The sequence below is a fragment of the Bradyrhizobium sp. McL0615 genome (assembly GCF_049993905.1).
Taxonomy (GTDB): domain Bacteria; phylum Pseudomonadota; class Alphaproteobacteria; order Rhizobiales; family Xanthobacteraceae; genus Bradyrhizobium.
Genome location: NZ_CP188254.1, coordinates 181678 through 207134, shown reverse-complemented (window position 1 = coordinate 207134; position 25457 = coordinate 181678). Strand labels below are relative to the sequence as shown.

Annotated in this window: 26 protein-coding genes; 14 read left to right on the top strand and 12 right to left on the bottom strand. The window is 63.7% G+C overall.

The window, feature by feature from the left end:
• The first annotated feature begins 422 nt into the window (after positions 1-422).
• Positions 423-1769, top strand: a complete 1347-nt coding sequence (locus ACPPVP_RS00950) for an IS5 family transposase (protein ID WP_426527868.1) — start codon at positions 423-425, stop codon at positions 1767-1769.
• A 128-nt stretch (positions 1770-1897) separates the two neighbouring features.
• On the opposite strand, the gene ACPPVP_RS00945 is transcribed toward ACPPVP_RS00950, so the two are convergent.
• From ACPPVP_RS00945 to rsmI, 5 genes are all read right to left on the bottom strand, one after another.
• Positions 1898-2869: an MBL fold metallo-hydrolase gene (locus ACPPVP_RS00945; RefSeq protein ID WP_426530429.1), complete on the bottom strand. Its 972-nt coding sequence runs from the start codon at positions 2867-2869 to the stop codon at positions 1898-1900.
• A 304-nt stretch (positions 2870-3173) separates the two neighbouring features.
• Positions 3174-3779 (bottom strand): hypothetical protein, encoded by a 606-nt coding sequence (locus ACPPVP_RS00940; protein ID WP_426530427.1) that lies wholly within the window; start codon positions 3777-3779, stop codon positions 3174-3176.
• A gap of 539 nt (positions 3780-4318) precedes the next feature.
• Positions 4319-5266: a glutathione synthase gene (gene gshB / locus ACPPVP_RS00935; RefSeq protein WP_426530425.1), complete on the bottom strand. Its 948-nt coding sequence runs from the start codon at positions 5264-5266 to the stop codon at positions 4319-4321.
• A 31-nt stretch (positions 5267-5297) separates the two neighbouring features.
• The gene (locus tag ACPPVP_RS00930; RefSeq protein ID WP_426530423.1) at positions 5298-5711 is read right to left on the bottom strand and encodes a YraN family protein; all 414 of its coding nucleotides are present in this window, start codon (positions 5709-5711) and stop codon (positions 5298-5300) included.
• Complete coding sequence (gene rsmI, locus ACPPVP_RS00925) at positions 5698-6651, bottom strand: 16S rRNA (cytidine(1402)-2'-O)-methyltransferase (protein ID WP_426530420.1); 954 nt, start codon at positions 6649-6651, stop codon at positions 5698-5700. The genes ACPPVP_RS00930 and rsmI overlap by 14 nt, the downstream gene beginning before the upstream one ends.
• Positions 6652-6876: 225 nt before the next feature.
• Here rsmI and ACPPVP_RS00920 point away from each other — a divergent pair, with 225 nt between their 5' ends.
• Positions 6877-8085 carry a penicillin-binding protein activator gene (locus ACPPVP_RS00920; protein WP_426530418.1) on the top strand — a complete coding sequence of 403 codons (1209 nt, stop codon included), beginning with the start codon at positions 6877-6879 and terminating at the stop codon, positions 8083-8085.
• A gap of 127 nt (positions 8086-8212) precedes the next feature.
• On the opposite strand, the gene hemW is transcribed toward ACPPVP_RS00920, so the two are convergent.
• From hemW to rph, 3 genes are read right to left on the bottom strand one after another with little or no spacing between them, the layout of a single operon-like run.
• Positions 8213-9385: a radical SAM family heme chaperone HemW gene (gene hemW, locus ACPPVP_RS00915; RefSeq protein ID WP_426530416.1), complete on the bottom strand. Its 1173-nt coding sequence runs from the start codon at positions 9383-9385 to the stop codon at positions 8213-8215.
• A complete protein-coding gene (gene rdgB, locus ACPPVP_RS00910; protein WP_426530414.1) occupies positions 9378-10007 on the bottom strand; it encodes an RdgB/HAM1 family non-canonical purine NTP pyrophosphatase in 630 nt (209 codons plus the stop codon). The genes hemW and rdgB overlap by 8 nt, the downstream gene beginning before the upstream one ends.
• Positions 10008-10018: 11 nt before the next feature.
• Positions 10019-10732 carry a ribonuclease PH gene (gene rph / locus ACPPVP_RS00905; protein WP_426530412.1) on the bottom strand — a complete coding sequence of 238 codons (714 nt, stop codon included), beginning with the start codon at positions 10730-10732 and terminating at the stop codon, positions 10019-10021.
• A gap of 157 nt (positions 10733-10889) precedes the next feature.
• On the opposite strand from rph, the gene hrcA reads away from it, so the two are divergent.
• Complete coding sequence (gene hrcA / locus ACPPVP_RS00900) at positions 10890-11993, top strand: heat-inducible transcriptional repressor HrcA (protein WP_426530410.1); 1104 nt, start codon at positions 10890-10892, stop codon at positions 11991-11993.
• A gap of 103 nt (positions 11994-12096) precedes the next feature.
• Positions 12097-12699 carry a nucleotide exchange factor GrpE gene (gene grpE, locus ACPPVP_RS00895; RefSeq protein ID WP_426530408.1) on the top strand — a complete coding sequence of 201 codons (603 nt, stop codon included), beginning with the start codon at positions 12097-12099 and terminating at the stop codon, positions 12697-12699.
• 179 nt (positions 12700-12878) lie between these two features.
• Here grpE and pncA read toward each other — a convergent pair whose 3' ends face one another.
• Positions 12879-13592 carry a bifunctional nicotinamidase/pyrazinamidase gene (pncA, locus tag ACPPVP_RS00890; protein ID WP_426530406.1) on the bottom strand — a complete coding sequence of 238 codons (714 nt, stop codon included), beginning with the start codon at positions 13590-13592 and terminating at the stop codon, positions 12879-12881.
• Between the two features lie 116 nt (positions 13593-13708).
• Positions 13709-14671, bottom strand: a complete 963-nt coding sequence (locus ACPPVP_RS00885; protein WP_426530404.1) for a hypothetical protein — start codon at positions 14669-14671, stop codon at positions 13709-13711.
• A gap of 590 nt (positions 14672-15261) precedes the next feature.
• On the opposite strand from ACPPVP_RS00885, the gene dnaK reads away from it, so the two are divergent.
• From dnaK to ACPPVP_RS00840, 9 genes are all read left to right on the top strand, one after another.
• Positions 15262-17163: a molecular chaperone DnaK gene (gene dnaK / locus ACPPVP_RS00880; RefSeq protein WP_426530402.1), complete on the top strand. Its 1902-nt coding sequence runs from the start codon at positions 15262-15264 to the stop codon at positions 17161-17163.
• Between the two features lie 142 nt (positions 17164-17305).
• Positions 17306-18439: a molecular chaperone DnaJ gene (gene dnaJ, locus ACPPVP_RS00875; protein WP_426530400.1), complete on the top strand. Its 1134-nt coding sequence runs from the start codon at positions 17306-17308 to the stop codon at positions 18437-18439.
• A gap of 214 nt (positions 18440-18653) precedes the next feature.
• Positions 18654-19256 (top strand): class I SAM-dependent methyltransferase, encoded by a 603-nt coding sequence (locus ACPPVP_RS00870; protein ID WP_426530398.1) that lies wholly within the window; start codon positions 18654-18656, stop codon positions 19254-19256.
• Between the two features lie 136 nt (positions 19257-19392).
• Entirely contained in the window at positions 19393-19971 is a 579-nt protein-coding gene (locus ACPPVP_RS00865) for an NADPH-dependent FMN reductase (RefSeq protein ID WP_426530396.1), read from the top strand.
• 6 nt (positions 19972-19977) lie between these two features.
• Positions 19978-20688 (top strand): orotidine-5'-phosphate decarboxylase, encoded by a 711-nt coding sequence (pyrF, locus tag ACPPVP_RS00860; protein WP_426530394.1) that lies wholly within the window; start codon positions 19978-19980, stop codon positions 20686-20688.
• A gap of 19 nt (positions 20689-20707) precedes the next feature.
• A complete protein-coding gene (locus ACPPVP_RS00855; protein WP_426530392.1) occupies positions 20708-21010 on the top strand; it encodes a DUF1330 domain-containing protein in 303 nt (100 codons plus the stop codon).
• Between the two features lie 20 nt (positions 21011-21030).
• On the top strand, positions 21031-21483 hold the full coding sequence (locus ACPPVP_RS00850; RefSeq protein WP_426530390.1) for a GNAT family N-acetyltransferase: 453 nt from the start codon (positions 21031-21033) through the stop codon (positions 21481-21483).
• A gap of 68 nt (positions 21484-21551) precedes the next feature.
• A complete protein-coding gene (dapB, locus tag ACPPVP_RS00845) occupies positions 21552-22367 on the top strand; it encodes a 4-hydroxy-tetrahydrodipicolinate reductase (protein ID WP_426530388.1) in 816 nt (271 codons plus the stop codon).
• Between the two features lie 33 nt (positions 22368-22400).
• Positions 22401-23024: a 2,3-bisphosphoglycerate-dependent phosphoglycerate mutase gene (locus ACPPVP_RS00840; RefSeq protein WP_426530386.1), complete on the top strand. Its 624-nt coding sequence runs from the start codon at positions 22401-22403 to the stop codon at positions 23022-23024.
• Positions 23025-23128: 104 nt separating this feature from the next.
• On the opposite strand, the gene ACPPVP_RS00835 is transcribed toward ACPPVP_RS00840, so the two are convergent.
• Together ACPPVP_RS00835 and ACPPVP_RS00830 are read right to left on the bottom strand one after the other, a co-directional pair.
• Positions 23129-24025, bottom strand: coding sequence for a methylated-DNA--[protein]-cysteine S-methyltransferase (locus ACPPVP_RS00835; RefSeq protein ID WP_426538377.1), 897 nt, complete (start codon positions 24023-24025; stop codon positions 23129-23131).
• A gap of 120 nt (positions 24026-24145) precedes the next feature.
• Positions 24146-24667 carry a DUF2244 domain-containing protein gene (locus ACPPVP_RS00830; protein ID WP_426530385.1) on the bottom strand — a complete coding sequence of 174 codons (522 nt, stop codon included), beginning with the start codon at positions 24665-24667 and terminating at the stop codon, positions 24146-24148.
• A 22-nt stretch (positions 24668-24689) separates the two neighbouring features.
• Here ACPPVP_RS00830 and nth point away from each other — a divergent pair, with 22 nt between their 5' ends.
• On the top strand, positions 24690-25448 hold the full coding sequence (gene nth, locus ACPPVP_RS00825) for an endonuclease III (RefSeq protein WP_426530384.1): 759 nt from the start codon (positions 24690-24692) through the stop codon (positions 25446-25448).
• Positions 25449-25457: the final 9 nt, after the last annotated feature.

The following is a 25457-nucleotide window of genomic DNA, read 5'->3' as shown; positions in this document are numbered from 1 at the left end:
CGGCTGCTCCAGCATCTTCAATGCCGCGTCGAGGCCGTTGCCGGCAGTTCAGGGTAACCCGCTTTTCTGACGCTTCCTGACGTCGAGCCATCGGACGATGGCCGGTGGAACACACAGTCCGATGGCCATCAGGATAACGGCCCAATTCCGCGTGGTGTACCCTTGCGCGACCAGAACGCGTCCGATGCCGGCCGCCGCAAAGAAGCCGATTGCGGCGGCGGTCCACTGGGCAGCGGTCCAATCCGGTCCTTTGTTAGTCGTCCGTGAACAACGGCTAAGCGGCTGATCTGGAATCATGATCTGGTTTGAAGGTTGATTTGAGATTGCAAGGTTTTGGTGCTTTGGGCACCGGAACCTTGCAAATTCGATTTTGGATTCCCTCGAAGAGCGAAGCATGATTCCCTGTCGTATCGGAGGGACCGATGCGGCCGAAGAAGCACAAGTCGACGGGATCCAACGATCTGTTCCGGGCGCGGTTGGACCAGATCATTAATCTGAAGCACGAGCTGGTTCTGCTTGCCGGCAACATCGATTGGGACTGGATCGACGGCGAGATCGCGCCGCTCTACAGCGAGAACGGCCGGCCGGGGATTGAGACCCGCTTCATGATCGGGCTGTTGTTGCTCAAGCACATCTACGGGCTGTCCGATGAGGGGGTGTGTGAGCGCTGGGTCCACGACCCGTATTTCCAGTTCTTCACCGGCGAAGAGTTCTTCCAGCACGCATTCCCGCACGAGCGCTCGGACCTGAGCCATTGGCGCAAGCGGCTTGGCGACAGACTGGAGCTGTTGTTGGCCGAGAGCCTTCGGGTGGCGCACGAGACCGGCGCGTTACGCGGCAAAGACCTCAAGCGGGTCACGGTCGATACCACGGTGCAGCCGAAGGCCATCACCTTTCCGACCGATGCCAAGCTGCTGCATGCGGCCATCAAGGGGCTCAACCGCCTCGCGACCAGGCACGGGGTGCGGCTGCGGCAAACCTATTGTCGCGTCGCCAAGGCCGCAGCGATGATGGCGGGCCGCTACGCCCATGCCAAACAGTTCAGGCGGCATCAGCGGCAGTTGCGTATCCTGCGCTCCAGGCTGGGCCGGATCATCCGCGACATCCGCCGCAAGATCGAGGGCCAGCCAGCACTGGAGGAGACGTTCGCCCTCCCGCTTGGCCGGGCCACGCAGATCCGCTCGCAGCAGCAGCGCCAGCGCGGCTGGAAGCTTTATTCCTTCCATGCCCCTGAGGTGGAGTGCATCGGCAAAGGCAAGGCCGCGGCGCCTTACGAGTTCGGAGTGAAGGCCTCCATCGTCACCAACAACCGCCGGGCTCCCGGTGGCCTGTTCGTGCTGCACGCCAGGGCACTGCCCGATAACCCCTACGACGGTCACACCTTGCGGGACATCATTGATCGCACCGAAACACTCACCGGCTGTCCGATCGAGCGCGCCTATGTTGACAAGGGATACCGCGGCCACAACGCGCAAAATCCCCGTCGCGTCTTCATCTCCGGCCAGAAGCGCGGCGTCTTTGGTGTCATCAAGCGCGAGTTGCGCCGCCGCTCCGCCATCGAGCCCATCATCGGACACCTGAAGGCCGAAGGTCACCTCGGCCGCTGCTACCTCAAAGGCCGCGCCGGCGATGCCGCAAACGTCATCCTCTCAGCCGTGGGCCACAATTTCCGACGTATCCTCGCCTGGCTGAAGACCCTTTGGTGCCTCATCTTCACAGCCCTAATCGCGGTCGTCAGCCTCCAGCCCGCGCTTAAATCAGCTTCTTAACGGACGACTTGTTAATGAGCAATGCTTTCACCGCGCTCTGGACAATCGGGATGTAAACCGCGCCGCCGACGGGTCGATCTGCAGTTCCGGGGCCGGCCGTGTGGACCGGCCCCGGACATTGATTCCCCTCAGAGCTCCATCTTCATCGGCTCGGGATAATAATGGAAACCGTCGCCGGCCTTGGCGACGTGGCCATAGCCCGGCCAGGCGAAGTGATAGGACATGACCGGGGTCTTGTTGGCCGCGATGGTGTCGAGCAACTTGACCCGGCTCGCGGCCGCCTGTTTCGGGTCGGTGTCGTAGGAAAACTCCATCCGCGGCTTCTCGAGCAACAGCACGGCGTGGTGCGTGAGATCGCCGAGGAAAGCGAAGGATTTGCCTGCCGATGTCACCATGAAGATGGTGTGGCCCACGGTGTGGCCGGGCGCTGCGATCGCCTGCACGCCGGGCAGGAACTCCTGGCCGTCCTTGATGAACACGATGCGATCGCGCACCGGCAGCAAATTCTTGCGGGCGTGAACCACGAAATCCTTCAAGGGACTGCCGAGCTTGCCTTCATCGGTCCAGAAATCGAAGTCGCTCTGGGTGATGTAGTATTGCGCGTTGGGGAATAGCGGCTTGTCGTCGGCGCCGACGATGCCGCCGATATGATCGATATGGGCGTGCGACAGCACCACGGCGTCGATATCTCCCGGCTTGATCCCGGCTTCCGCCATGCTCTTCTGCTGGCGGCCCGTGGTCGGCCCGAATGCTTTCGACGTGCCCATGCCGGTGTCAAACAGGATCAGCTTGTCGCCGGTGTTCACGATCGGCGAGTTCTGCTCGAGCACGACATTGTCGGGATTGAGGAAGTTGTCGGAGAGCATCTTCCTCACCTCTTCATCGGGCACGCCAACGAAGGTGCCCTTGGGAGGGCCGAGCGGCAGCGTGCCGTCGGAAACGATCGTCACTTCGGCGTCGCCGAGGACGAAGCGATGCCAGTAGGGCGTCTGGGTGCCGAGTTTTGGTGCCTTGGCCAGCGCGCTGCCGCCGAGAAAGGTCGAAGCGCCCAAACCGGCGCCGAGCGCAAGCAAAGACCGTCGTGAAACGTTCATCGTCATACGTCTTCCTCCACTGTTTTTTATGAATTGTAGTTCGTCGCCCGGACAGATTCATCCGCAGGTACAGGCTGCTCCCGCTTCCCGAAATTGGCAAGTGGGATGAGACGGCAAAGGCGAGATGCGGGAAGGAGGTGGCCGAGCGCGGAGCTATTTGCGGTGCGCTTCTGCTCTATGGTATCCCAGATTTTTCCGACGACATCCGGTTCGCTGAGGCGGGCGATGCAGATCGCCGGCGCAAGGCAGACATCAAGTCAAGCTGCGATGCCGCAACCTGGCATCAGCGCGATGATCATCGAAACGGCGGCTACCAATCGTCGTCGTAAATCCACTCCCTTCGGAATCGAGGCCGCGTTCTCACCTGCGGCCGCTCAACCTTCCGCTCGGGCTTGCGCAAGGCCGGGGCCGGCTGTGTCGGAGGCGGTGAGGCAGGCTGTGCCGTCTTGGGCGGGTTCGGCTCGGAAACCTTCGCGAGCGCGCGTTTCATCTCTTCCTGGGTCGCCTTGAGCTCCGTAATGGCCTTTGAATTGTCGCTGGCGGCTTGCTGCTGGTTCGCCTTGAGCTGTTCGATGGTTCGCTCCAGATTTGCGAGATCGCGCGCGATCGTTTGCAGCAACTGCGTTTGATCGGGAGGCACTGCGGGTGCTGCCGGCGCGGCGTCCTGTGGTGCGGTCTGAGCCAGCAGTGTTGCCTGCGGCGGGGTTGCTTGCGGTAGTGCTGTTTGAGGCGGTGTTGTCTCAGCCGCGGCCACTTGAACGGTCGATGGCGCGAGCTGCGCGGGGAGCGGCGGATTTTCCGACGGCAATGACGGCGTTGCAGCGAGCTGCGGGGGGCGGGCTCCGCCGCCATGGGACGACTGCAAAACCAGCGCAGCGACAACGACGCCCGCCGCCAGTAGCAGCAGCAAGCCCATGGGGGCCCGTAGCGCCGGATTTCCGGGCGGTGATGGCGCAGGTGTTGATGGTGTAGGTGGCGATTGCGGGCCAGGTCCGGCCGAAGATGGGCGCGCGGCATCGCGCTCCATTTTTGCAAGCTGTTCACTCAAACGCGTGAGCTGTTCATCCGCCCGCGTGATCTGTTCGTGGGCGTGCGCGAGCCGTTCATCGGCCTGCCCGGTCGGGGCGTCGCGAGGTTCCGTTTCTGTCGGACCAGGTGTGGAGTTCATTGGCGTTTCCTTTTCCGTCCAATGTCATCCGAAGGTGGCGGTCGACCAACCGCCGGCGCTTCGTGTGCAGTCTTGTCCCAAGAGTGGCCGTATGATGGTAGAATACTGGATCGTATGGCAATAGCGCCTTGGAAGCCGGTGGTACGGCTGCCGGCGACGCAGCCCAATGGCAGCGGCGGCTCTTCAGTTCCATGCAGCCGGCAGGAAGGCGCGCGCCATTCATGCGTGCCAAGGTGGGTCGCGTAATGGCGCGCCGCGAATCGTCGGCCGATCGGGCGCGAGGGAAATTATTTCCCGGCGCGCTTGGCCTCGATGGTATCCCAGACCTTTGCCGCGACATCCGGGCCGTTGAGGCGCTGGATGGCGCGGATGCCCGTGGGTGACGTCACGTTGATCTCGGTAAGGTTGCCGTCGATCACGTCGATGCCGACAAACAGCAAGCCGCGCTCGCGCAGCGCCGGGCCGAGCGTGGCGCAGATCTCGCGTTCGCGCGGAGAGAGGTCGGTGGCCTGGGCGGCGCCGCCGCGCACCATGTTGGAGCGGAGGTCGTCGGGCGCGGGCACGCGGTTGACCGCGCCGGCGAATTCACCGTCGACCAGAATGATGCGCTTGTCGCCGTGCTTGACCTCGGGAAGGAAGCGCTGGATCACCCAGGGCTCGCGGAAGGTGACCGAGAACATATCGAACAGCGAGCCAAAATTCATGTCCTGCGGCATCACGCGGAACACCGCCGCGCCGCCATGGCCGTGCAGCGGCTTCATGACGACCGCGCCGTGTTCATCCCTGAAGGAATTGATTTCGTCGAGGTCGCGCGAGATCAGCGTCGGCGGCATCAGCTGCGGAAAATTCATCACGAACAGTTTTTCCGGCGCGTTGCGCACTGAGGCCGGGTTGTTCACGACAAGCGTTTTGGGATGGATGCGTTCGAGGAAGTGCGTCGAGGTGATATAGGCGAGGTCGAAGGGCGGGTCCTGCCGCAGCAGGATGACGTTGAAGGCTTGCAGCGGCTCGCGCCTGGCTTCGCCGAGCGTAAAATGGTCGCCGACTTCGTCGCGCACGGTGAGATGCTGCACCGGCGCCACCAGCTCCTCGCCGCGCAGCGAAAGCTTATCGGGGGTGTAATAGGAAAGGCTGTGGCCGCGCTTTTGCGCTTCGAGCAGCAGCGCGAAGGTCGAATCGCCGCGGATGTTGATACGCGCGATGGGGTCCATCTGGACGGCGACATTCAGTTTCATAGGGAGGGTCCGGGTCTCTGGAGGGGATATCTTAGGTGCTGGCGTCGAATGCCGCTAACAGATGGCGTGGCAGGCGCCGCGGCGCAATCAGGATGGCGTCAAATCGCAGCTCAAATTCGGCATGCTCGGGATGCGCCATCAGCCAGGCCTGGGCGGTATCGATGATGCGCGCCTGCTGGCGTGGCGTCACCGCATAGGCGGCGTCATCGAGGTTGGCCCGGGCCTTGACCTCGATGAAGGCAATCAGATTGCGCTTCCTCGCTACCAGGTCGATCTCGCCATAGGGCGTGCGGAAGCGCTTGGCCAGGATGCGGTAGCCTTTGGCCATCAGAAAGGCGGCGGCGCGGCTCTCGGCCGAAAGCCCGGTGCGGAAGGCCGCGACCCGTTCGGGTGCGGCGATCCTGGCGGGCGCTTCGGGCGGCGTGGCGCCGTCAGTCTTTGCCATCGTCGCCTCTCACTTCTTTGGCAAGCTCCAGCGCGCGGGCATAGACCTCGCGGCGCGGCCGCCCCGAAAGTTCGACCGCATGCGCCACGCTGTCCTTGACGCTGTCGCGTGAAAGCGACGAACGCAGCAAATCGTCGAGGTCGTGCTGCGTCATGATATTGGCATCCGCGCGCGGCGGGCCGACCACCAGCACGAACTCGCCGCGGGTTTCCAGTTGATCTGCGGCCTTCGCCAGCTCGGCGATGGGCGCACGCTTGATGTCCTCGTGCAGCTTTGTCAGTTCGCGGCAGATCGCGGCGTCGCGCCCGCCCATGACGTCCGCAAGATCGGCCAACGTCTCCTGCACGCGGTTGCCGGATTCGAACATGACAAGCGTGGCATCGATCCGGGCAAGCTCCGTGAGCCGCGTCCGCCGCGCGACTTGCTTGGCCGGCAAAAATCCCTCGAAGAAAAACCGGTCGGTCGGCAATGCCGCGACTGAAAGCGCCGTCAGCACCGAGGACGCGCCGGGCACCGCGATCACGGCATGGCCGGCGGCGCAGACCTCGCGCACCAGCTTGAAGCCGGGGTCCGATATCAAGGGCGTACCGGCGTCCGATACCAGCGCGATCGAGGCGCCCTGCGCCAGCTTTTCCAGGATTTTCGGCCGGGCCATCGCCGCGTTGTGCTCGTGATACGGCTTGAGCTCTGCCGAGATCGCATAGCGCTCGGTCAGGCGGCGGGTGATGCGGGTGTCCTCGCAGGCGATGATGTCGACGCCGGCCAATGTCTCCAGCGCGCGCAAGGTAATGTCGCCGAGATGGCCGATCGGGGTCGCCACCAGATAGAGGCCGGGAACCGGTTTCGGGGCGTTGAGGACGTGGCCGCCGATTAAAAATGTTCTGTTGGCCGAACCCGGCTCGGTGTCAGACCCGTAGTTGGAACTGGGTTTTGCGCGCATAATGGCAATCTAAAGGGGTCTTGGTGCGAGCGCTATATCCGGCGGGATGGCGGCAAGACCGGAGTTCCCCGCGACGTCTGGCGGGACCGTAATCCTTTTGTTTTGGTTAACTAATTCTCGACAATATTGCAGAATCGCACATTCGGGTTCAGTAGCGGTTCAGGTGCCTCGGCCCAAAAAGCCGGAATCCTGGCCGACGGCGGTCGGTCAAGAGATAGAGACAAGATGGTAGGCCCGCTCAATCCCAAGCCTGGATCTTCGGATCTTCGGCTGTCGGGACCGACTCGCCGGACGGCGGTTGGTCTTATTCTCGGTGCGCCCCTGCTCGGCGCCTGCTCGGGCGGCCAGATCTCAAACCCGTTCGCTTCTCCCCAGAATGAGGGACCGGCAGGCCCGCAGCAGCAGCCGCTTGCGGTCGGCACCGGGCAGGTCAAGGTCGGCCTGATCCTGCCGCTCTCCGCCGCGGGCAATGCCGGCGTCGCCGCGCAATCGATGAAGAACGCCGCCGAGATGGCGCTGGCGGAATTCCAGAATCCGAATATCCAGCTTCTGATCAAGGATGACGGCGGCAGCCCGCAAGGCGCGCAACAGGTCACGCAGCAGGCGCTCGGCGAGGGCGCGGAAATCATTCTGGGCCCGCTGTTCGCGGCCTCGGTGCCGGCCACCGCGCAGCTGACGCGCGCGAAGGGCGTTTCGGTGATCGCGTTCTCGACCGATTCCAGCGTCGCCGGACGCGGCGTCTATCTCCTGAGCTTCCTGCCCGAATCCGACGTCAACCGGATCGTCGATTACTCCGCCAGCATCGGGAAGAAATCTTTTGCGGCGCTGCTGCCGGACAATGCCTACGGCAATGTGGTGGAAGCAGCGTTCAAGCAGGCGGCCGGCCGCAAGGGGCGCATCGTTGCCTTCGAGAAATATGCCTCCGATCGTTCCGCGGCGGCGCGGACCGTGGCGCAGTCGCTCGGCTCGGCGGATGCGCTGTTCGTCGCCGACGACGGCGAATCGGTCGTGGCGACGGCGGATGCCTTGACCGCGGCGGGCGCGAATTTGCGCAACATCCAGTTGCTCGGCACCGGGCTGTGGGACAATCCGCGCGTCTATGCCAGCCCTGTGCTGCAGGGCGGGCTTTATGCCGCGCCGGATCCGTCGGGCTTCCGCACCTTCTCCGATCGCTACCGCGCCAAATATGGCGCCGATCCGGTGCGCACCGCGACGCTCGCCTATGATGCGGTCGCGCTCGTCGCCGCGCTGTCGAAGCAGGGCGCGCAACGCTTTGCGCCGGAGACGATGACCAATCCCTCGGGCTTTGCCGGCATCGACGGGCTATTTCGGTTCCGCTCCGACGGCAGCAATGAGCGGGGCCTCGCGGTGATGAAGGTCGCCAGCGGCGGCAGCATGCCGGTTGCGGGCTCGCCGAAGAGTTTTGGGGCGTAGACACTCGTCGCCCTGCGAACGCAAGGGCTCATAACCACAGTCACTGATGTTGAAAGAAGGTCTCGACCCGTGTGCCTTGTGGGAGGGGCGGCGTCTTATGGGTTCCTGCGTCGCACGAACGACAGCCCTACGCCGCGAGATCCGCGACGACAGCATCCAGCACGGGGAAACCGTCTTTCGTCACGCGCAGCCTGCCGTCGGCGTCGACGATGATGGCGCCTTCCTCGCGGAGCACGGCGATCCGGCCCGGGTCGAGTGCGCGGCCGGACAAGGCCGTATAGCGCTTGGGATCGATGCCCTCGGCAAGCCGCAATCCCATCAGCAGGAATTCGTCGGCGCGCTCTTCGCTGTTGAGGTCATCGTCAGTGACGACGCCGTGGCCGTTGGCCTCGACGCGCATCAGCCACGCCTCGGGACGTTTTTCGGTCGCGATCGCGTGCCTCTTGCCATCGATGTCGAGGCGGCCATGCGCGCCCGGCCCGATGCCGGCATATTCGTCGCCGCGCCAGTAGACCAGATTGTGCTGGCACTCGGCGCCTGATCGGGCGTGGTTGGAAATCTCGTAGGCCGGCAAGCCATGATGCGCGCAGACTTCCTGCGTCACATCATAGAGCGCGCGGGCCACCGCCTCGTCCGGCGTCTTCAGTTTGCCCGCCGCATGCAGGCCGAAGAACGGCGTGCCTTCCTCGATGGTGAGCTGGTAGAGCGAGAGATGCTCGGCGGCTTCCGAAATCGCGAGCTTCAATTCGTCGGCCCACATCTGCGGGGTCTGGTCGGGGCGGGCGTAGATCAGGTCGAACGAGTAACGGTCGAACGCGGTGCGCGCGATCGCGACCGCATCCAGCGCTTCGCGCGCGCTGTGCAATCGTCCGAGCGCCTTCAGCGAAGCGTCATCGAGCGCCTGCACGCCGAGCGAGACGCGATTGACGCCGGCTGCGCGATAGCCGCGAAACCTTGTTGCCTCCACGCTGGTCGGATTGGCCTCCAGCGTCACCTCGACATTGTCGGCAACGCGCCAGTGCTTGCCGATCGAATCCAGGATGGAGCCTACGGTTTGCGGCTGCATCAGCGACGGCGTGCCGCCGCCGAGAAAGATCGACGTGACGGTTCGATCAGGCGCGCGCGCCGCTGTGGTTTCGATCTCGCGCGCAAACGCGCGGGAAAATCTTTCTTCGTCGATCGGCGCGTGGCGGACGTGGCTGTTGAAATCGCAATACGGACATTTCGACAGGCAGAACGGCCAGTGCACGTAGACACCGAAGGCTGCTCGCTTCGGGTATTGGCGTTCGGCGCTACCCAAGGCAGATCTCCGCCAGTTTGACGAAGGCGCGCGCCCGGTGCGACAGGCCGAGGCCGAGCGGCGGCAGGCCGTGTTTCTCGATCGAGGTCATCTCGCCAAAGGTCCGCGTGTGCCCGTCGGGCAGGAACGCCGGATCATAGCCGAAACCGGCGGTGCCGCGCGGCGGCCAGACCAAAGTTCCATCGACGCGGGCCTCGACCTCTTCGAGATGGCCGTCGGGCCAGGCGACGCAAAGGGCCGAGACGAAATGCGCCTTGCGCTTGTCGGGCGTGGTCGCGCCACGCTCCTGCAGCAGGCGCTCGATCCGGCTCATCGCCGCCATGAAATCCTTGGCCTCGCCGGCCCAGCGCGCCGAGTAGATGCCGGGGGCGCCATCCAGCGCGTCGACCACGAGGCCGGAATCGTCGGCAAAGGCCGGCAGTTGCGCGGCTTTCGCGGCTGCGATCGCTTTGAGCGCGGCATTGGCCCGAAATGTCTGGCCGGTTTCCTCGGGCTCGCCGAGGCCCAGTTCGCCAGCGGAAACGGCCTCGACGCCATGCGGCGCCAGCAATTCCCGCATTTCGGCAAGCTTGCCGGGATTGTGGGTCGCGATCACGAGCCGGCCTGTGATTCGACGGTGCATGCGCAATCAGACTACGCGACGGCCAGTTTCTGCAAGTCCACCAGACGCGCGACACCCTTGCGCGCCAGTTCCATCAACGCGAGGAACTCGTCCTGCGAGAACGGCGTCTTCTCGGCGGTGCCCTGCACCTCGATGATGCGGCCGTCGCCGGTCATGACGAAATTGGCGTCGGTGTCGGCCTCGGAATCCTCGGCATAGTCGAGGTCCAATACCGGCGTTCCCTTGTAGATGCCGCAGGAGATCGCGGCGACATTGTCGCGCAGCACGTTGGCCTTGATCATGTTGCGGCTCTTCATCCACGAGATGCAGTCCGCCAGCGCCACCCAGGCGCCGGTGATCGAGGCGGTGCGGGTGCCACCATCGGCCTGGATCACGTCGCAATCGACCGTGATCTGGCGCTCGCCGAGCGCTTCGAGGTCGACGGCTGCGCGGAGCGAACGCCCGATCAATCGCTGGATCTCGACGGTGCGGCCGCCCTGCTTGCCGGCGGCGGCCTCGCGGCGGGTGCGTTCCAGCGTGGCGCGCGGCAGCATGCCGTATTCGGCGGTGACCCAGCCACGGCCCTGGCCCTTCAGCCACGGCGGCAGCCGTTCTTCCAGCGTGGCCGTGACCAGCACCTGGGTGTCGCCGAATTTCACCATGCAGGAACCTTCGGCGTATTTGACCACGCCGCGTTCCAGCGAGACGGGGCGCAGCTGATCGGGCGCACGGCGGCTTGGCCGCATGGGAAATCCTTTCGAAATCGAGCGAAAATGCGTTCGCGGTGCTTGTAGGAGGGGGCGTGCGCAGCGGCAAGGCCTTTTGGCCTCGTTTCAGGGACTAATGCATGCTTGTCATTGGCCCGCCGGATCGACAGATTAGGCGGGTGTGAGGAGTTAAATAGTGGCCCACCACGATCCGATTGGCCTGATCGCGCCGCATGCCGGGCTCGCCCAGCTCAACGAGCGGTCACGCGACATTTTTCGTCAAATCGTCGAGAGTTATCTCGCGACCGGCGAACCCGTCGGCTCGCGCAATATCTCTCGTCTGATAGCGATGCCGCTGTCGCCGGCGTCGGTGCGCAACGTGATGTCGGACCTCGAGCACCTCGGGCTGATCTATGCGCCACATACGTCTGCCGGGCGGCTGCCTACGGAACTGGGCTTGCGCTTCTTCGTCGACGCCCTGATGCAGATCGGAGACCTTACCGAACCGGAACGGGAATCGATCCAGAGTCAGCTCGCTTCCGTCGGGCGCGCGCAATCGGTCGAGGCAGCGCTCGGCGAAGCGCTGACGCGGCTCTCCGGCCTGACCCGCGCCGCCGCCGTGGTGCTGACCGCCAAATCCAATTCGCGGCTAAAACATATCGAATTCGTGCGGCTGGAGCCGGAGCGCGCACTGGTGGTGCTGGTCGGCGAAGACGGCCAGGTCGAAAACCGCGTGCTGGCGCTGCCGCCCGGCGTTCCCTCCTCGGCGCTGACCGAAGCGACCAACTTCCTCAATTCTCGGATTCGCGGGCGGACGCTTGCGGAAGCGCGGTTAGAGCTCGAAACCGCGCTGACGCAGAGCCGCGTCGAACTCGATCAATTGACGCAGAAGGTGATCGCGGCCGGCATCGCAAGCTGGTCCGGCGGCGACAATGACGACCGGCAGTTGATCGTGCGCGGCCATGCCAATCTGCTCGAAGACCTGCACGCGCTGGAGGATCTCGAACGCGTCAAGTCGCTGTTCGACGATCTCGAGACCAAGCGCGGCGTGATCGATCTGTTGGGGCGGGCCGAGCGCGCCGAAGGGGTGCGGATTTTTATCGGATCGGAGAACAAGCTGTTCTCGCTGTCCGGTTCCTCCACCATCATCGCCCCCTATAGCGACGCCGCAGGCCGCATCGTCGGCGTTCTCGGCGTGATCGGGCCGACCCGGCTGAACTATGCCAGGGTGATCCCGACGGTGGATTACGCTGCCCGGATCGTCAGCCGGATGCTGGGCGGCCAATCCGCCCCAAATTGACCCCAATCCGGTGTGGTTGCGCTTGATTTTCGGCCACTAAAGCACGATATCCGGCCCAGCAAATCCCCATCGAACCAGAACCGTTTTTTGAGAAGGCAGTCTTATGACCGATCCAAACCGGCCGACCGACGATGTGAAACCGGCCCAGACCGGCGAGCCCGTGGTCTCAAAACCCTACATCATGCCTGACGATCCCGAGGAAGGGTCGATCGAGCTGTTGGTCAAGGAAGCGACCGAGTCGCGCGACAAGATGCTGCGCACGCTGGCGGAGATGGAAAACCTGCGCAAGCGCACCGCCAAGGAAGTCGCCGATGCGCGCGCCTACGGCATCACCGGGTTCGCACGCGACATTCTCGATATCGCCGACAATCTACAGCGCGCGCTGGACGCCATTCCGGCCGAGGCCAAGGAGACCGCCGATCCCGGCCTCAAGGCCTTCATCGAGGGCGTCGAGCTGACCGAGCGTTCGCTGCTCAACACGCTGGAGAAGAACGGCGTCAAGAAGTTCGATCCGTCGGGTGAGAAGTTCGATCCCAACTTCCAGCAGGCGATGTACGAAGTGCCCGATCCGTCCGTTCCATCCGGGACGGTGGTTCAGGTCGTGCAGGCCGGCTTCATGATCGGCGAGCGCGTACTGCGCCCGGCGCTGGTCGCCGTGTCCAAGGGCGGCGCGAAGGCGGCGCCGGCGGCCGACGTCACCAACTGACACGCGGTGTAAACGGCAGACCCTCATGGTGAGGAGGCGCGCAAGCGCCGTCTCTGGACGATGCATTGCATCGCCAGGCGAACCATGAAGGCCCCGCTGATGCATCTTGGCCTTCATCCTTCGAGACGCGCGCAGGCGCGCTCCTCAGGGCGAGGGTTATCAGTGTCGCTTTCCGTCCCCTACGCCGCGATATCGTCCGACTTGATCCGCTTGACGCCGGCCTTGGTCATGTCGGTCCAGGCTTTGGCGAGCGAGCCCTGGGTGTCGATGCCGCGGCAGGCGTCCTCGATCACATAGGTTTCGAAGCCCGCCTTGCGCGCGTCGAGTGCGCTCCATGCCACGCAGAAGTCGGTGGCGAGGCCGGCGAGGAACACCCGCTTCACCTTGCGCGCCGTTAGGTAAGCGGCGAGCCCCGTCGTGGTCTTGCCGTCGGCCTCGGTGAAGGCCGAGTAGCTGTCGACGTTCTTGTTAAAGCCCTTGCGGATGACCAGCCCGGCATGCGGGATCGCGAGGTCCTTCGACAGCGAAGCGCCCTCGGTGCCCTGTACGCAATGATCCGGCCACAGCACCTGCTTGCCGTAGGAGAGATCGACGGTTTCGAACGGCTTCTTGCCGGAATGCGATGTTGCGAACGAGACATGGCCCGCGGTGTGCCAGTCCTGCGTCATCACCACATTGGCAAAGCCTTTTGCGAGGCGGTTGATGATGGGGACGACCTGCTCGCCGTCTTTGACCGCGAGGCTGCCGCCCGGCAGGAAACAATTTTGCACGTCGATGACGATCAGCGCGGAAGCGGCATCAGGCTTGATCGGTGCAGCCCAAAGCGCTGATGGAGCGAGGGCGGCGACCGACGTCGCGCCGAGACCTGTCAGAACCAGCCTGCGAGTAAACATGGTGCGTCTCCCCGGTAGTGAAACCCGACGGGGAGAAGGCTAGTTACATTTGTGTACGAACGAAAGCCCGAAAATTCGGCGCAGCTTACAATTTCAGGGCTTGCGAATTTCGAACGTCAGCCCCGCGGATGAATGCCGTCGCGCACCGCGCGGAAGCGCGGGAAAGCCTTGGTCCAGTCGTCGCGCGGCGAAGAGCCGATGATGCGCATCGAAGTCTGGGCGCCGAACCGCAGCCACTGCACGATGGTGACCGGCGTGTTGTCCTTGCCGCTGGTGGCGTCGATCCGGGTCTCGTAGCCGGGCTGGCCATCGATGCGGACCGGCTCCGACATCGTGATCCTGCCGTCGCGCACGCCGGGAATGGTGGTCGCAATCTGCTGGGCAAAGCGGCCGCGATCATCGGGCGAGGCCGCCGTCGAGCCGATCAGGCCGATGATCATGAAGGGCGCGACTTCGAAGCCGGTCTTTTCGTCGCCGTCGGAGAGAATGAGGGCGGCGCCCGGCGCCAGCATGCGGATGTTCTTGAAGCTCGAGAGCTCGCTGATCTTGAACGGCATCAACCCGAGTTGCTCCTCGACCGGGACCTCGTTGCGGATCACGGCGGAAGCGAACATCTGGCGGATGGCGTCGTCGGTGTAGATCCTCGTGGCGTTCTCCGGCACCTGCACGGCGACGTAGCCGGAGAAGGTCGGGCCGGGCAGGATCATCGAATAGCGGCGCACACTGGCGGCGCCGTCCTTGGCGTTTTCCTTGGCGTTTTCGACGGTGTAGTAGGCGAGCCCGGCCGCGGTCTCGATGCTCTCCGGCTTGATGCCGCCGGTGCCGCCCGGGGCAGACTTGAAGGCATTGGCGACCTCGCCATAGGCCTCGGCGGGGAGGTCGGCGATCAGGACCTTGACCCCCTGATCCTCGGTCTCGAAGCCAATGAATCCTCTCGCCTTGTTGAGGCCGACCAGCGGCGTCATGCCCACCTTGGCGCCCGGCGGGAAGACCGGGTCGGCCGCGAACGCGGAAGAGAAGACGGTAGAATTGGCGGCAACGATCAGGACAACCGCAGCGAAGTATCGAAGGAGCTTCATGGAGGATCTACCGGGTTTGCATGGGGCCGTTCAGTGGGGCCGACGATGCAGCTAGGAATCTCTGATGGAATTTGCAGTCTCGGGGCACCGACAGGGTCGTCCCGGTCGGCCCGCTTTTAGCGGGTTTGATGTCCCTGCAACAGGGCCGGGTAGGCGTCCGTTCCACCGTTACGTTCCGATATGTCGGCTATTTTCCGGGATTCTGCCCGCTATCCGGGCACTTTTTGAGGCGCTTCCAGCGGCCAAATACCGCGTCCACTCCCAGCCCCGGCCAGCCCCCGGCGCAGGTGGGATGAGGCCGCTTCGTTTCGCGGCGCTTCGGCGGCGTGCGATGAGCGGCCTAAAGTGAGCGGCCTTGCCGATTTCTTAACGCGGCTCGGGGCACCGGTCGGCCCGCCGCGGGCTGAAGCAATCTTTCAAACGTCAGCCTTTTCAGGCCCTAAGCTTGCGTTCGGTCCTTGCAGGGCGGACCCCCCCTCCTATATGAGGCTCACCGTCGCAATATCGCGAGTAATTGATCGTTGGGGGTTCGGTTAGGTGCGCCGTCCAGGGCCCAGCCAACCTGCCGCAACAAGAAGGATATGAGGACCATGGGAAAGGTCATTGGGATCGATCTCGGCACCACGAATTCGTGCGTCGCCGTAATGGATGGCAAGACAGCCAAAGTCATCGAGAACGCGGAAGGCATGCGCACGACGCCTTCGATCGTTGCCGTCACCGATGACGGCGAGCGCCTCGTCGGCCAGCCCGCCAAGCGTCAGGCGGTGACCAATCCCGAGCGTACGTTCTTCGCAGTGAAGCGCCTGATCGGCCGCCGCTACGACGACCCGATGGTCGAGAAGGACAAGAAGCTCGTCCCCTACAAGATCGTCAAGGCATCGAACGGCGACGCCTGGGTCGAAGCCGACGGCAAGACCTATTCGCCCTCGCAGGTCTCCGCCTTCATTCTGCAGAAGATGAAGGAGACCGCGGAAGCCCATCTCGGCCAGAAGGTCGATCAGGCCGTCATTACGGTTCCTGCTTATTTCAACGACGCGCAGCGCCAGGCCACCAAGGACGCCGGCAAGATCGCCGGCCTCGAAGTGCTGCGCATCATCAACGAGCCGACGGCGGCGGCGCTCGCCTACGGTCTCGACAAAACCAAAGCCGGCACCATCGCGGTCTATGACCTCGGCGGCGGCACCTTCGACGTCTCGATCCTCGAGATCGGCGACGGCGTGTTCGAAGTGAAGTCCACCAACGGCGATACCTTCCTCGGCGGTGAAGATTTCGACATGCGCCTCGTCAGCTATCTGGCCGATGAGTTCCAGAAGGAGCAGGGCATCAACCTGCGCAACGACAAGCTCGCCTTGCAGCGCCTGAAGGAAGCCGCTGAAAAGGCCAAGATCGAGCTGTCGTCAACGACGCAGACCGAAATCAACCTGCCTTTCATCACGGCGGACCAGACCGGTCCGAAGCATCTGACGATGAAGCTGACCCGCGCCAAGTTCGAAGCGCTGGTCGACGACCTCGTGCAGAAGACCGTCGAGCCGTGCCGCAAGGCGCTGAAGGATGCTGGCCTCACTGCCGCCGAAATCGGCGAAGTGGTGCTGGTCGGCGGCATGTCGCGCATGCCGAAGGTCCAGGAAATCGTGAAGCAATTGTTCGGCAAAGAGCCGCACAAGGGCGTCAACCCGGACGAAGTCGTCGCCATCGGTGCGGCGATCCAGGCCGGCGTGCTGCAGGGCGACGTCAAGGACGTGCTGCTGCTCGACGTCACCCCGCTGTCGCTGGGCATCGAGACGCTGGGCGGCGTGTTCACCCGGATCATCGACCGTAACACCACGATCCCGACCAAGAAGAGCCAGGTGTTCTCGACCGCCGAGGATAACCAGAACGCGGTCACCATCCGCGTCTTCCAGGGCGAGCGCGAAATGGCGGCCGACAACAAGGTGCTCGGCCAGTTCGACCTGATGGGCATTCCGCCGTCACCGCGCGGCATGCCGCAGATCGAGGTGACGTTCGACATCGACGCCAACGGCATCGTCAACGTCTCCGCCAAGGACAAGGCGACCGGCAAGGAGCAGCAGATCCGGATTCAGGCATCCGGCGGTTTGTCGGAAGCCGACATCCAGAAGATGGTCAAGGATGCCGAGGCCAATGCGGCCGAGGACAAGAAGCGCCGCGAGGCGGTCGACGCCAAGAACCATGCCGACGCGCTGGTGCATTCCACAGAGAAGGCGCTGGCCGAGCACGGCTCGAAGGTCGAAGAGTCCGAGCGTCGCGCCATCGAGGATGCCGTCAGCGATCTGAAGGAAGCGCTGAAGGGCGACGATGCCGAGGCCATCAAGGCCAAGACCAACACGGTGGCGCAGGCTTCGATGAAGCTCGGCGAGGCCATGTACAAGCAGCAGGCCGAGGCGGACGCCAAGCGCGACGCTGCCCAGGATGACGTGGTCGACGCGGAGTTCACCGAGGTCGACGACGACAAGAACAACAAGAAGTCGGCGTAAGCGGGCTTTCGATCATGACCCTCATCCAAAAGAGCGCGCAGACAGCGTTCGATGGGTGGGGGTCATTTTTCGTTAAGCCGATGGCTGCATCCTTCGGAAAGCACCCTTCGGCGTAAAGACGAATTTCGGGCGGGTTTGACTGATGTCCACCAAGCGCTGCTATTACGAAACCCTGGAAGTCGAACGGAACGCGGACGACGGCAAGCTCAAGGCAGCGTTCCGCAAGCTCGCGATGAAATGGCACCCGGACAAGAATCCGGGCGATGCCTCCAGCGAAGTCCGCTTCAAGGAAATCAACGAAGCCTACGAGGTCCTGAAGGACGGCGAGAAGCGCGCCGCCTATGACCGTTACGGCCATGCCGCGTTCGAGCAGGGCATGGGCGGCGGCGGTCCCGGTTTCGGCGCCGGCTTCGCCTCGTCATTCTCCGATATTTTCGAGGACCTGTTCGGCATGGCCGGGCAGCGCGGCCGCGGCGGTGGCCGCGAGCGTGGCGCCGATTTGCGCTACAACATGGAAATCACGCTGGAGGAAGCCTTTCAGAGCAAGACCGCGCAGATCGAGATTCCGGTTTCGGTCACCTGCGAACCTTGCTCAGGCACCGGCGCCAAGGCCGGCACCAAGCCGAAGACCTGCTCGACCTGCGGCGGCGCGGGCCGGGTACGCCAGGCCCAGGGCTTCTTCACGCTGGAGCGGACCTGCCCCGGCTGTCAGGGCCGCGGACAGATGATCGAGGACGCTTGCCCGAACTGTTCGGGCTCGGGGCGCGTGACGCGCGACCGGACGTTGTCGGTCAACATTCCGCAAGGCGTCGAGGACGGCACCCGCATTCGTCTGGCCGGCGAAGGCGAGGCCGGCGTCCGCGGCGGACCGCCCGGCGATCTCTATATTTTCCTGTCGCTGGTCACCCACGAGTTCTTTCAGCGCGACGGCGCCGATCTGCATTGCCGGGTTCCGATCTCGATGGTCGCCGCAGCCCTCGGCGGTGAATTCGAGGTCCCGACCATCGACAAGGGCAAGACCAAGGTGAAAGTGCCGGCCGGGACGCAGTCCGGCCGCCGTTTCCGCATTGCATCAAAAGGCATGCCGGTGCTTCGCTCGCGCCAGACCGGCGACATGTATGTCCAGGTGATGGTCGAAACGCCGCAGAATCTAACCAAGAAGCAGCAGGAATTGCTCGCAGAGTTCGAAAAATTGTCGTCCGGCGCCACCCAGCCGGAAGCAGCCGGCTTCTTCACCAAGGTCAAGGACTTCTTCGGCAACCGCGCGGGCTCCTGACTGAGCTTGCGCGCATGCGAACTGCGCGACGCGCAGTTCTCGCACCGCAGTCATGATTCATTCAGCTTGCACAGGGTCTTATCGCCGGATCGCGGGCACTTTCGCGCGGCTGAGACGTTACCGTTTGGCTTGACCACAAACCCGTCGACCTATACGTGTTTATGACTGTTTTCTGACATCCCCCGCTTTGTTAGCGGTCCCGCCTGGTAGCGACATGCCTTTGCAATCGTCCGTGCGTGCGTTGAAGAAGCCTCTCCGTCTCGACGACGAGGTTCGCTTCCTTCGTTCATGGATCGAAAAGCCGCTGCACATGGGCGCGGTGATGCCGTCGAGCAAGTTGCTCGCCCGGACCATGGCGCAATATGTCGACGTCGACTCCAAAGGGCCGGTGATCGAACTCGGGCCCGGCACCGGCGCGATCACCAATGCGCTGATCGAGCATGGCGTCGACCAGAAGCGGCTGGTGCTGGTCGAATACAATCCGAGCTTCTGCGCGCTGTTGCGCGACCGCTATCCGCAGGCCAGGGTGGTGCAGGGCGACGCCTATGCGCTGCGCGCCTCGCTTGACGCGGTGCTGGATGCGCCTGCCTCCGCCGTGGTTTCCGGCCTGCCGCTCGTGACCAAACCGATGCTGACGCGCCTGAAACTGATCCGCGACGCCTTCACGGCGCTCGCGCCCGGCGCCCCCTTCGTGCAGTTCACCTATTCGGTCGCGCCGCCGATTCCGAAATCGCTGCCCGGCGTGTCCACAGAAGCCTCCGAGCGGATCTGGATGAACCTTCCGCCCGCGCGGGTCTGGGTGTATCGCAAGGGCTGATTATCCCGCGTATTCCGCAAAAGTGGACGCCGGTGTTGCGAATAGAATACGCGCAGCTTATCAGCTAAGAGCATTTTCGTAGAAAATGTTCGCCACGTATTCGCGTGGCAAGTCTGCCCCGAATACGAATTCAAATATGTCCGCAGTCAAAATCCTCGTGATCCCGGGATCGCTCCGATCAGGCTCGCTCAATGCGAAGCTGGCGGCGGTTGCCGCGCATGCGCTGGCGCGGGAAGGCGCCGAGATCACCCGGATCTCGCTGTTGGATTTTCCGCTGCCGATCTATGACGGCGACCTGCAGGCCAAGTCCGGCGTACCGAAGCACGCGGTCAATCTGAAGCGCATGATGGCGGCCCATCATGGCGTGCTGATCGTGACACCGGAGTACAATTCCTCGGTGCCGGCGCTGGTGAAAAACACCATCGACTGGGTGAGCCGGGTGCAGGATGCGCACGAGACCCGCGGGCAAGTTTTTCGCGAGCGGGTGTTTGCGATCGCGTCTGCGTCTGGCGGCCGGCTCGGCGGGTCCCGCGCGCTGGCCGCGCTGCGGCTGATCCTGTCGGCTTGTCATGCGACCGTGATACCGAACCAGCTCGCGCTGCCGTTCGCCGACGATGCCTATGACGAGATGGACCGCCTGAAGCATGCCGCCGACAGCGACGGGTTGAAAGCGCTGGTGCGGCAGTTGATCGACATTTCCCAACGCATGATGTGAGGTGACATGCAACCAGCCGTTATCGCTCCGAAAGATCGCCTGATCGTCGCGCTCGATTTGCCCGGGGTCGCCGAGGCGGAAGCGATGATCGCGCGGCTCGGCGACAGCGTTACGTTTTACAAGATCGGCTATCAGCTCGCCTATGCCGGCGGATTGCCACTGGCGCAGCAATTGGCGAAATCAGGCAAGAAGGTTTTTATCGATCTCAAGCTGCACGACATCGGCAACACGGTGGCGCGCGGCGTAGAGAGCGTGGCAAAACTCGGCGCAACTTTCCTCACCGTGCATGCCTATCCGCAGACCATGAAGGCCGCGGTCGAGGCGCGGGCCGGATCGGGTTTGAAGATTCTCGCCGTCACCGTGCTGACCTCGTATGACGACGGCGATCTGCATGCCGCGGGCTATCGGCTCAACGTCTCCGATCTGGTCGAGGCGCGCGCGCAGCAGGCGCAGGTGCTCGGCGTCGACGGCATCGTCAGCTCGCCGGAAGAGGCGGCCAGCTTACGCAAGATCGTCGGCCACCAGATGAACCTGGTGACTCCCGGCATCCGGCCTGCGGGAGCGGCGACCGGCGACCAGAAACGCATCATGACACCGGCGCGCGCCATCGCCGCCGGCGCGGACTATTTGGTGGTCGGCCGCCCGATCACGGAAGCCGCCGACCCCAAGGCGGCGGCGGGTGCCATTCAGGCGGAAATCAAACAGGCGAGTTCTTGAACGAGTAACGGAGAGTGAGATGGCGAAGGGATACTGGATCGCGCGCGTCGACGTGCACATTGACGATGGCTACAAGGCCTATGCGGCGGCCAACCCCGCCATCTTCAAGAAATTCGGCGCGCGCTTCGTCGTGCGTGCCGGCAAATTCACGGCCATCGAAGGCCAAAGCCGCTCACGCAATGTGGTGATCGAATTTCCCGACTATGAGACCGCGCTGGCCTGCTACCACTCGCCGGAATATCAGGCCAACATCAAGGTGCGGCTGCCGCATTCGGCCGCCGATCTCGTCATTATCGAAGGCTATGACGGCCCGCAGCCATAAGAGTCACATGCAGCCGCGTGATGAACCGAATTGAAATAACGCGGCTGCATGAGCTGCCGTCTGTCATCGAGCCCCTCAGGACGGACGCCGCGCGGCAGGGATTTCGATTTGTGGAGCGGCTTGTGTCGGACTGGACAAGCGGGGCCAACACGTTCGGTCAACCTGGCGAGCGCATTCTCGGGGCGTTCACCGATGCCATGTTGGTTGGCGTCGGCGGCCTCAATCGGGACCCATACGCCGCCGATCCTGCGGTCGGTCGCATTCGTCATCTTTACGTTCGCTCGGATCACAGGCGGTCCGGGATCGGGCGCGCCATGGTGGATCATCTATTGAATGAGGCGAGGCTGACATTCAGCCAGGTCCGGCTGCGCACGGACACCGAGGAAGCCGCCAGGTTCTATCTCCGGTGCGGATTCTCACCGCGTAATGAACCGACGGCGTCGCACGGGCTGGATTTCGGGACCGGGAAATAACCCGGCGAGAGGCCTGATTGGTTGCCGGAACGGCCTCATCCCGCTATAGGGCGTAAAGAGGTAAAGCCATGGCCGATATGCGATTGATCGTTGCGGGGGCCGGCGGCCGGATGGGCCGCGCGCTGGTCCGCGTCATTTCGGAAACGCCGGGCGCGGTTTTGGCCGGTGCGCTGGAAGCGCCGGGATCGGAACTGCTGGGCAAGGATGCCGGCGTGCTCGCCGGCCTGCCGGAAAACGGCGTCAAACTTTCCGCCGACCTGTGGACGCTGTCGGCCAATGCCGATGGCATTCTCGATTTCACGGTGCCGGCCGCGACCATTGCCAACGTCGCGATCGCCGCCGAACGCGGCCTCGTACACATTGTCGGAACCACCGGGCTGTCGGTGTCCGACATGGCCGTGATCAAGAGCGTCACCTCGCGCGCCGTGGTCGTGCAATCAGGCAATATGAGCCTCGGCGTCAATCTGCTCGCAGCCCTGGTCAAGCGTGTCGCGCAGTCGCTGGACGAAAGCTTCGATATCGAAATCGTCGAAATGCACCACAAGGCCAAGATCGACGCGCCGTCGGGCACCGCCTTCCTGCTCGGCGAGGCCGCCGCCGCCGGCCGCGGCGTCGACCTGCACACCCATTCGGCCCGTGGCCGCGACGGACATACCGGCGCGCGCCGGCCGGGTGATATCGGTTTTGCCGCGCTGCGCGGCGGCACCGTCACCGGCGATCACAGCGTGATCTTCGCAGGGGCCATGGAGCGCATCGAACTGACCCACCGCGCCGAGGACCGGACCATGTTTGCACTGGGCGCGGTCAAGGCCGCGCTCTGGGCACACGGCAGGAAGCCCGGTTTTTATACGATGACCGATGTGCTCGGGCTTACTGACTTCTAATCCAATCCGAAACGAAAAACGGAAATCCTTTCAATGAGCGACCGTCTTCTCGTGCTCGTACGGCACGGCCAGAGCGAATGGAATCTGAAAAACCTGTTCACCGGCTGGAAAGATCCTGACCTCACCGAACAGGGTATCGCTGAAGCCAAGGACGCCGGCCGCAAGCTGAAGGCGCAAGGGCTGACGTTCGACGTCGCCTTTACCTCGGACCTGACGCGCGCCCAGCATACGCTGAAGCTGATGCTCGCCGAGATCGGCCAGACCGGCCTGCCGACGACGGAGAACCTCGCGCTCAACGAGCGCGACTACGGCGACCTCTCCGGGCTCAACAAGGATGACGCCCGCAAGAAATGGGGCGAGGACCAGGTGCTGGTCTGGCGCCGCTCCTACGACGTGCCGCCGCCCGGCGGCGAGAGCCTGAAGGATACGCTGGCGCGCACGCTGCCCTATTACGTGCAGGAGATCTTGCCCGGCGTGCTGCGCGGACAGCGCACGCTGGTCGCCGCCCACGGCAATTCGCTGCGTGCGCTGATCATGGTGCTGGAGAAGCTGACGCCCGAGCAGATATTGAAACGCGAACTCGCCACCGGCGTGCCGGTGATCTACCGGTTGAATGCGGATTCGACGGTGGCAGAGAAGCTCGATCTGGCGGCGTGAGGTGTCAGGCGTAGGGTGGGCAAAGCGAAGCGTGCCCACCATTCAGTCGTCACCGGGATAGATGGTGGGCACGGCGCAAGAGCGCCTTTGCCCACCCTACGAAGTCAATGCAATCCCACTTGCCCCGCTTCCCAGCCGAGCATCGCCTGCTTGCGCGTGATGCCCCAGTGATAGCCGGTCAGCGTGCCGCCTTTGCCGAGCGCGCGATGGCAGGGCACCACGAACGACACCGGGTTGCGGCCGACCGCGGCGCCGACGGCGCGCGAAGCCTTCGGGTTTTTGATCTTGTTGGCGATGTCGGAATAGCAAACGGCGCGGCCCATCGGAATTTTCAGCAGCGTCTCCCACACCCGCACCTCGAAATCGGTGCCGATCAGGACCACGCGGAGCGGCTGGTCGGACCGCCACAGCCGGGTATCGAAGACGCGTTGCGCGAGGCCAACCGTGCCGTCGTGGTCCTCGACATAGGTCGCGTTCGGCCAGCGCCGCTTCATGTCGGCAAACGCCGTCGGCTCCTCGCCGGGATCGGCAAAGGCAAGCCCCGCCAACCCACGCTGGCTTGCAATCACGATCGCGGTGCCGAACGGGCAGGCATGGAATCCGTAGCGCAGTGTCATGCCGGCGCCGCCGTTCTTCCATTCGCCCGGCGACATCGCTTCATGGGTGACGAACAGATCATGCAGCCGGCCCGGGCCCGAGAGCCCGGAATCGAGCGCGGCATCGAGCACGCTGGCGGAATCGCGCAGCAGGCCCTTGGCGTGATCGAGGGTGAGCGCCTGCATGAAAGCCTTTGGCGTCAGCCCGGCCCAGCGGCGGAACAGATGGTGCAATTCGTCCGGCGTCACCGCAGCGGCATCCGCCATCGCCTCGATGGTCGGCTGGTTGCGCCAGCGTTCCGAGATGAAGGCGATAGCGCGGCGCACCGAGTCGTAATCGCGCAGCGCGGCGTTCTGGGGGCCCGACTTGGTCAGGCGCTGTTCTTGTATGGCTGTTATCATCATGGGGTCTGATTTAGGGCTCATGCGCGGTCCAAACCACCCGATTTCCGACAAGCCAACGTAGCGTTTTCGAGCGAAGTGGGAACCGGTTCGCGCCAAGAAAACGCGTCAAAAAAGAAAGCCTTAAGTGACCGGATTGTAGGTAATGCCGCGTTTGGCGGTTTGCAGGGCTGCCATTAAGGCCTTGTAAAAGCTTTCCTTTTCGTCCGGCCCCAGAAAATATCCAATCGAGACCCGCCGACCCCTTGAGACCAGATAGAGCCGCTCGATGCCGAATTCGGGGTCGCCGGTCTGCTCCAGCTGCACCCAGAGCGGATTGAACGACCATTCGATCAGATGGCCGCGATGGTTGACCCGCCGCACGCGCAATTCCGTCGGTGTCACCACGATGTCCTCGGTGGCCTCGGCGCTGCGGAAATTGATCCGGAACGCCCAGTAGATGACAAGCACATCGAGGCCGAAAAAGCCGAGCACCGGCCAGGCACCCATCAGCAAGAATGCGATGCCGGCGACAAAGCTCACCGTGCCGATGAAAATCATCAGCACCATAAAGCCGGTACGGTTCAGCGAGCGATGCGGCGTCACCCGCGCCGAAAACAGCGTCGGCGGGTCAAGCGCCGGATCAAAGTCGTTGCCTGCGGTCATCGCGTATCAGTATACCTCGATCATGGCTAAAATCATCAGCTCTTCGCGCGCCAAAAAGGTAGGCGTTCCGTCCGTGCCGAAGAAACCGGCAAAGAAGGTCGCCAAAGATCCGCCCAAACCTGCGAAGAAATCAGCAAAACCAAAACCGTGGACGCCGGCCGAGGTCTACGAGGCCTTCAGCCGTTTTCGCAAAGCCAATCCGGAGCCGAAGGGCGAACTCGAGCATCTCAACCCTTATACGCTGCTGGTGGCAGTTGTGCTGTCGGCGCAGGCAACGGATGCCGGCGTCAACAAGGCGACGCGCGCGCTGTTTGCGGTGGCTGATACGCCGGCGAAGATGCTTGAGCTCGGCGAAGAGAAAGTGCGCGAGTACATCAAGACCATCGGGCTCTACCGCAACAAGGCGAAAAACGTCATCGCGCTGTCGGAAAAGCTGATCGCCGAATTCGGCAGCGAAGTGCCGCGCACGCGGGCCGAGATCGAGACGCTGCCCGGCGCCGGGCGCAAGACCGCCAATGTCGTGCTCAACATGGCCTATGGCGAGCACACCATGGCGGTGGATACGCATGTCTTCCGTGTCGGCAACCGAACAGGCTTGGCGCCGGGCAACACGCCACTGGAAGTCGAGCTGGGGCTTGAGAAGGTGATCCCGTCGGAATTCATGCTGCATGCCCATCACTGGCTGATCCTGCACGGGCGCTACACGTGCCTGGCGCGCAAGCCGCGCTGCGAGGTATGCCTGATCAACGATCTTTGCCGGTGGCCGGAGAAGACGGTCTGAGGCATCATC

Coding starts and splice junctions, on each gene's coding strand:
- ACPPVP_RS00870 (WP_426530398.1), top strand. CDS start 18,654: ATGCCTTTGCAATCGTCCGTGCGTGCGTTGAAGAAGCCTCTCCGTCTC.
- grpE (WP_426530408.1), top strand. CDS start 12,097: ATGACCGATCCAAACCGGCCGACCGACGATGTGAAACCGGCCCAGACC.
- ACPPVP_RS00930 (WP_426530423.1), bottom strand. CDS start 5,711: ATGGCAAAGACTGACGGCGCCACGCCGCCCGAAGCGCCCGCCAGGATC.
- nth (WP_426530384.1), top strand. CDS start 24,690: ATGGCTAAAATCATCAGCTCTTCGCGCGCCAAAAAGGTAGGCGTTCCG.
- dnaJ (WP_426530400.1), top strand. CDS start 17,306: ATGTCCACCAAGCGCTGCTATTACGAAACCCTGGAAGTCGAACGGAAC.
- ACPPVP_RS00830 (WP_426530385.1), bottom strand. CDS start 24,667: ATGACCGCAGGCAACGACTTTGATCCGGCGCTTGACCCGCCGACGCTG.
- pyrF (WP_426530394.1), top strand. CDS start 19,978: ATGCAACCAGCCGTTATCGCTCCGAAAGATCGCCTGATCGTCGCGCTC.
- ACPPVP_RS00885 (WP_426530404.1), bottom strand. CDS start 14,671: ATGAAGCTCCTTCGATACTTCGCTGCGGTTGTCCTGATCGTTGCCGCC.
- rph (WP_426530412.1), bottom strand. CDS start 10,732: ATGCGGCCAAGCCGCCGTGCGCCCGATCAGCTGCGCCCCGTCTCGCTG.
- ACPPVP_RS00840 (WP_426530386.1), top strand. CDS start 22,401: ATGAGCGACCGTCTTCTCGTGCTCGTACGGCACGGCCAGAGCGAATGG.
- rsmI (WP_426530420.1), bottom strand. CDS start 6,651: ATGCGCGCAAAACCCAGTTCCAACTACGGGTCTGACACCGAGCCGGGT.
- dapB (WP_426530388.1), top strand. CDS start 21,552: ATGGCCGATATGCGATTGATCGTTGCGGGGGCCGGCGGCCGGATGGGC.
- ACPPVP_RS00950 (WP_426527868.1), top strand. CDS start 423: ATGCGGCCGAAGAAGCACAAGTCGACGGGATCCAACGATCTGTTCCGG.
- ACPPVP_RS00940 (WP_426530427.1), bottom strand. CDS start 3,779: ATGGGCTTGCTGCTGCTACTGGCGGCGGGCGTCGTTGTCGCTGCGCTG.
- gshB (WP_426530425.1), bottom strand. CDS start 5,266: ATGAAACTGAATGTCGCCGTCCAGATGGACCCCATCGCGCGTATCAAC.
- ACPPVP_RS00865 (WP_426530396.1), top strand. CDS start 19,393: ATGTCCGCAGTCAAAATCCTCGTGATCCCGGGATCGCTCCGATCAGGC.
- dnaK (WP_426530402.1), top strand. CDS start 15,262: ATGGGAAAGGTCATTGGGATCGATCTCGGCACCACGAATTCGTGCGTC.
- ACPPVP_RS00920 (WP_426530418.1), top strand. CDS start 6,877: ATGGTAGGCCCGCTCAATCCCAAGCCTGGATCTTCGGATCTTCGGCTG.
- ACPPVP_RS00945 (WP_426530429.1), bottom strand. CDS start 2,869: ATGACGATGAACGTTTCACGACGGTCTTTGCTTGCGCTCGGCGCCGGT.
- pncA (WP_426530406.1), bottom strand. CDS start 13,592: ATGTTTACTCGCAGGCTGGTTCTGACAGGTCTCGGCGCGACGTCGGTC.
- rdgB (WP_426530414.1), bottom strand. CDS start 10,007: ATGCACCGTCGAATCACAGGCCGGCTCGTGATCGCGACCCACAATCCC.
- ACPPVP_RS00835 (WP_426538377.1), bottom strand. CDS start 24,025: ATGATGATAACAGCCATACAAGAACAGCGCCTGACCAAGTCGGGCCCC.
- ACPPVP_RS00850 (WP_426530390.1), top strand. CDS start 21,031: ATGAACCGAATTGAAATAACGCGGCTGCATGAGCTGCCGTCTGTCATC.
- ACPPVP_RS00855 (WP_426530392.1), top strand. CDS start 20,708: ATGGCGAAGGGATACTGGATCGCGCGCGTCGACGTGCACATTGACGAT.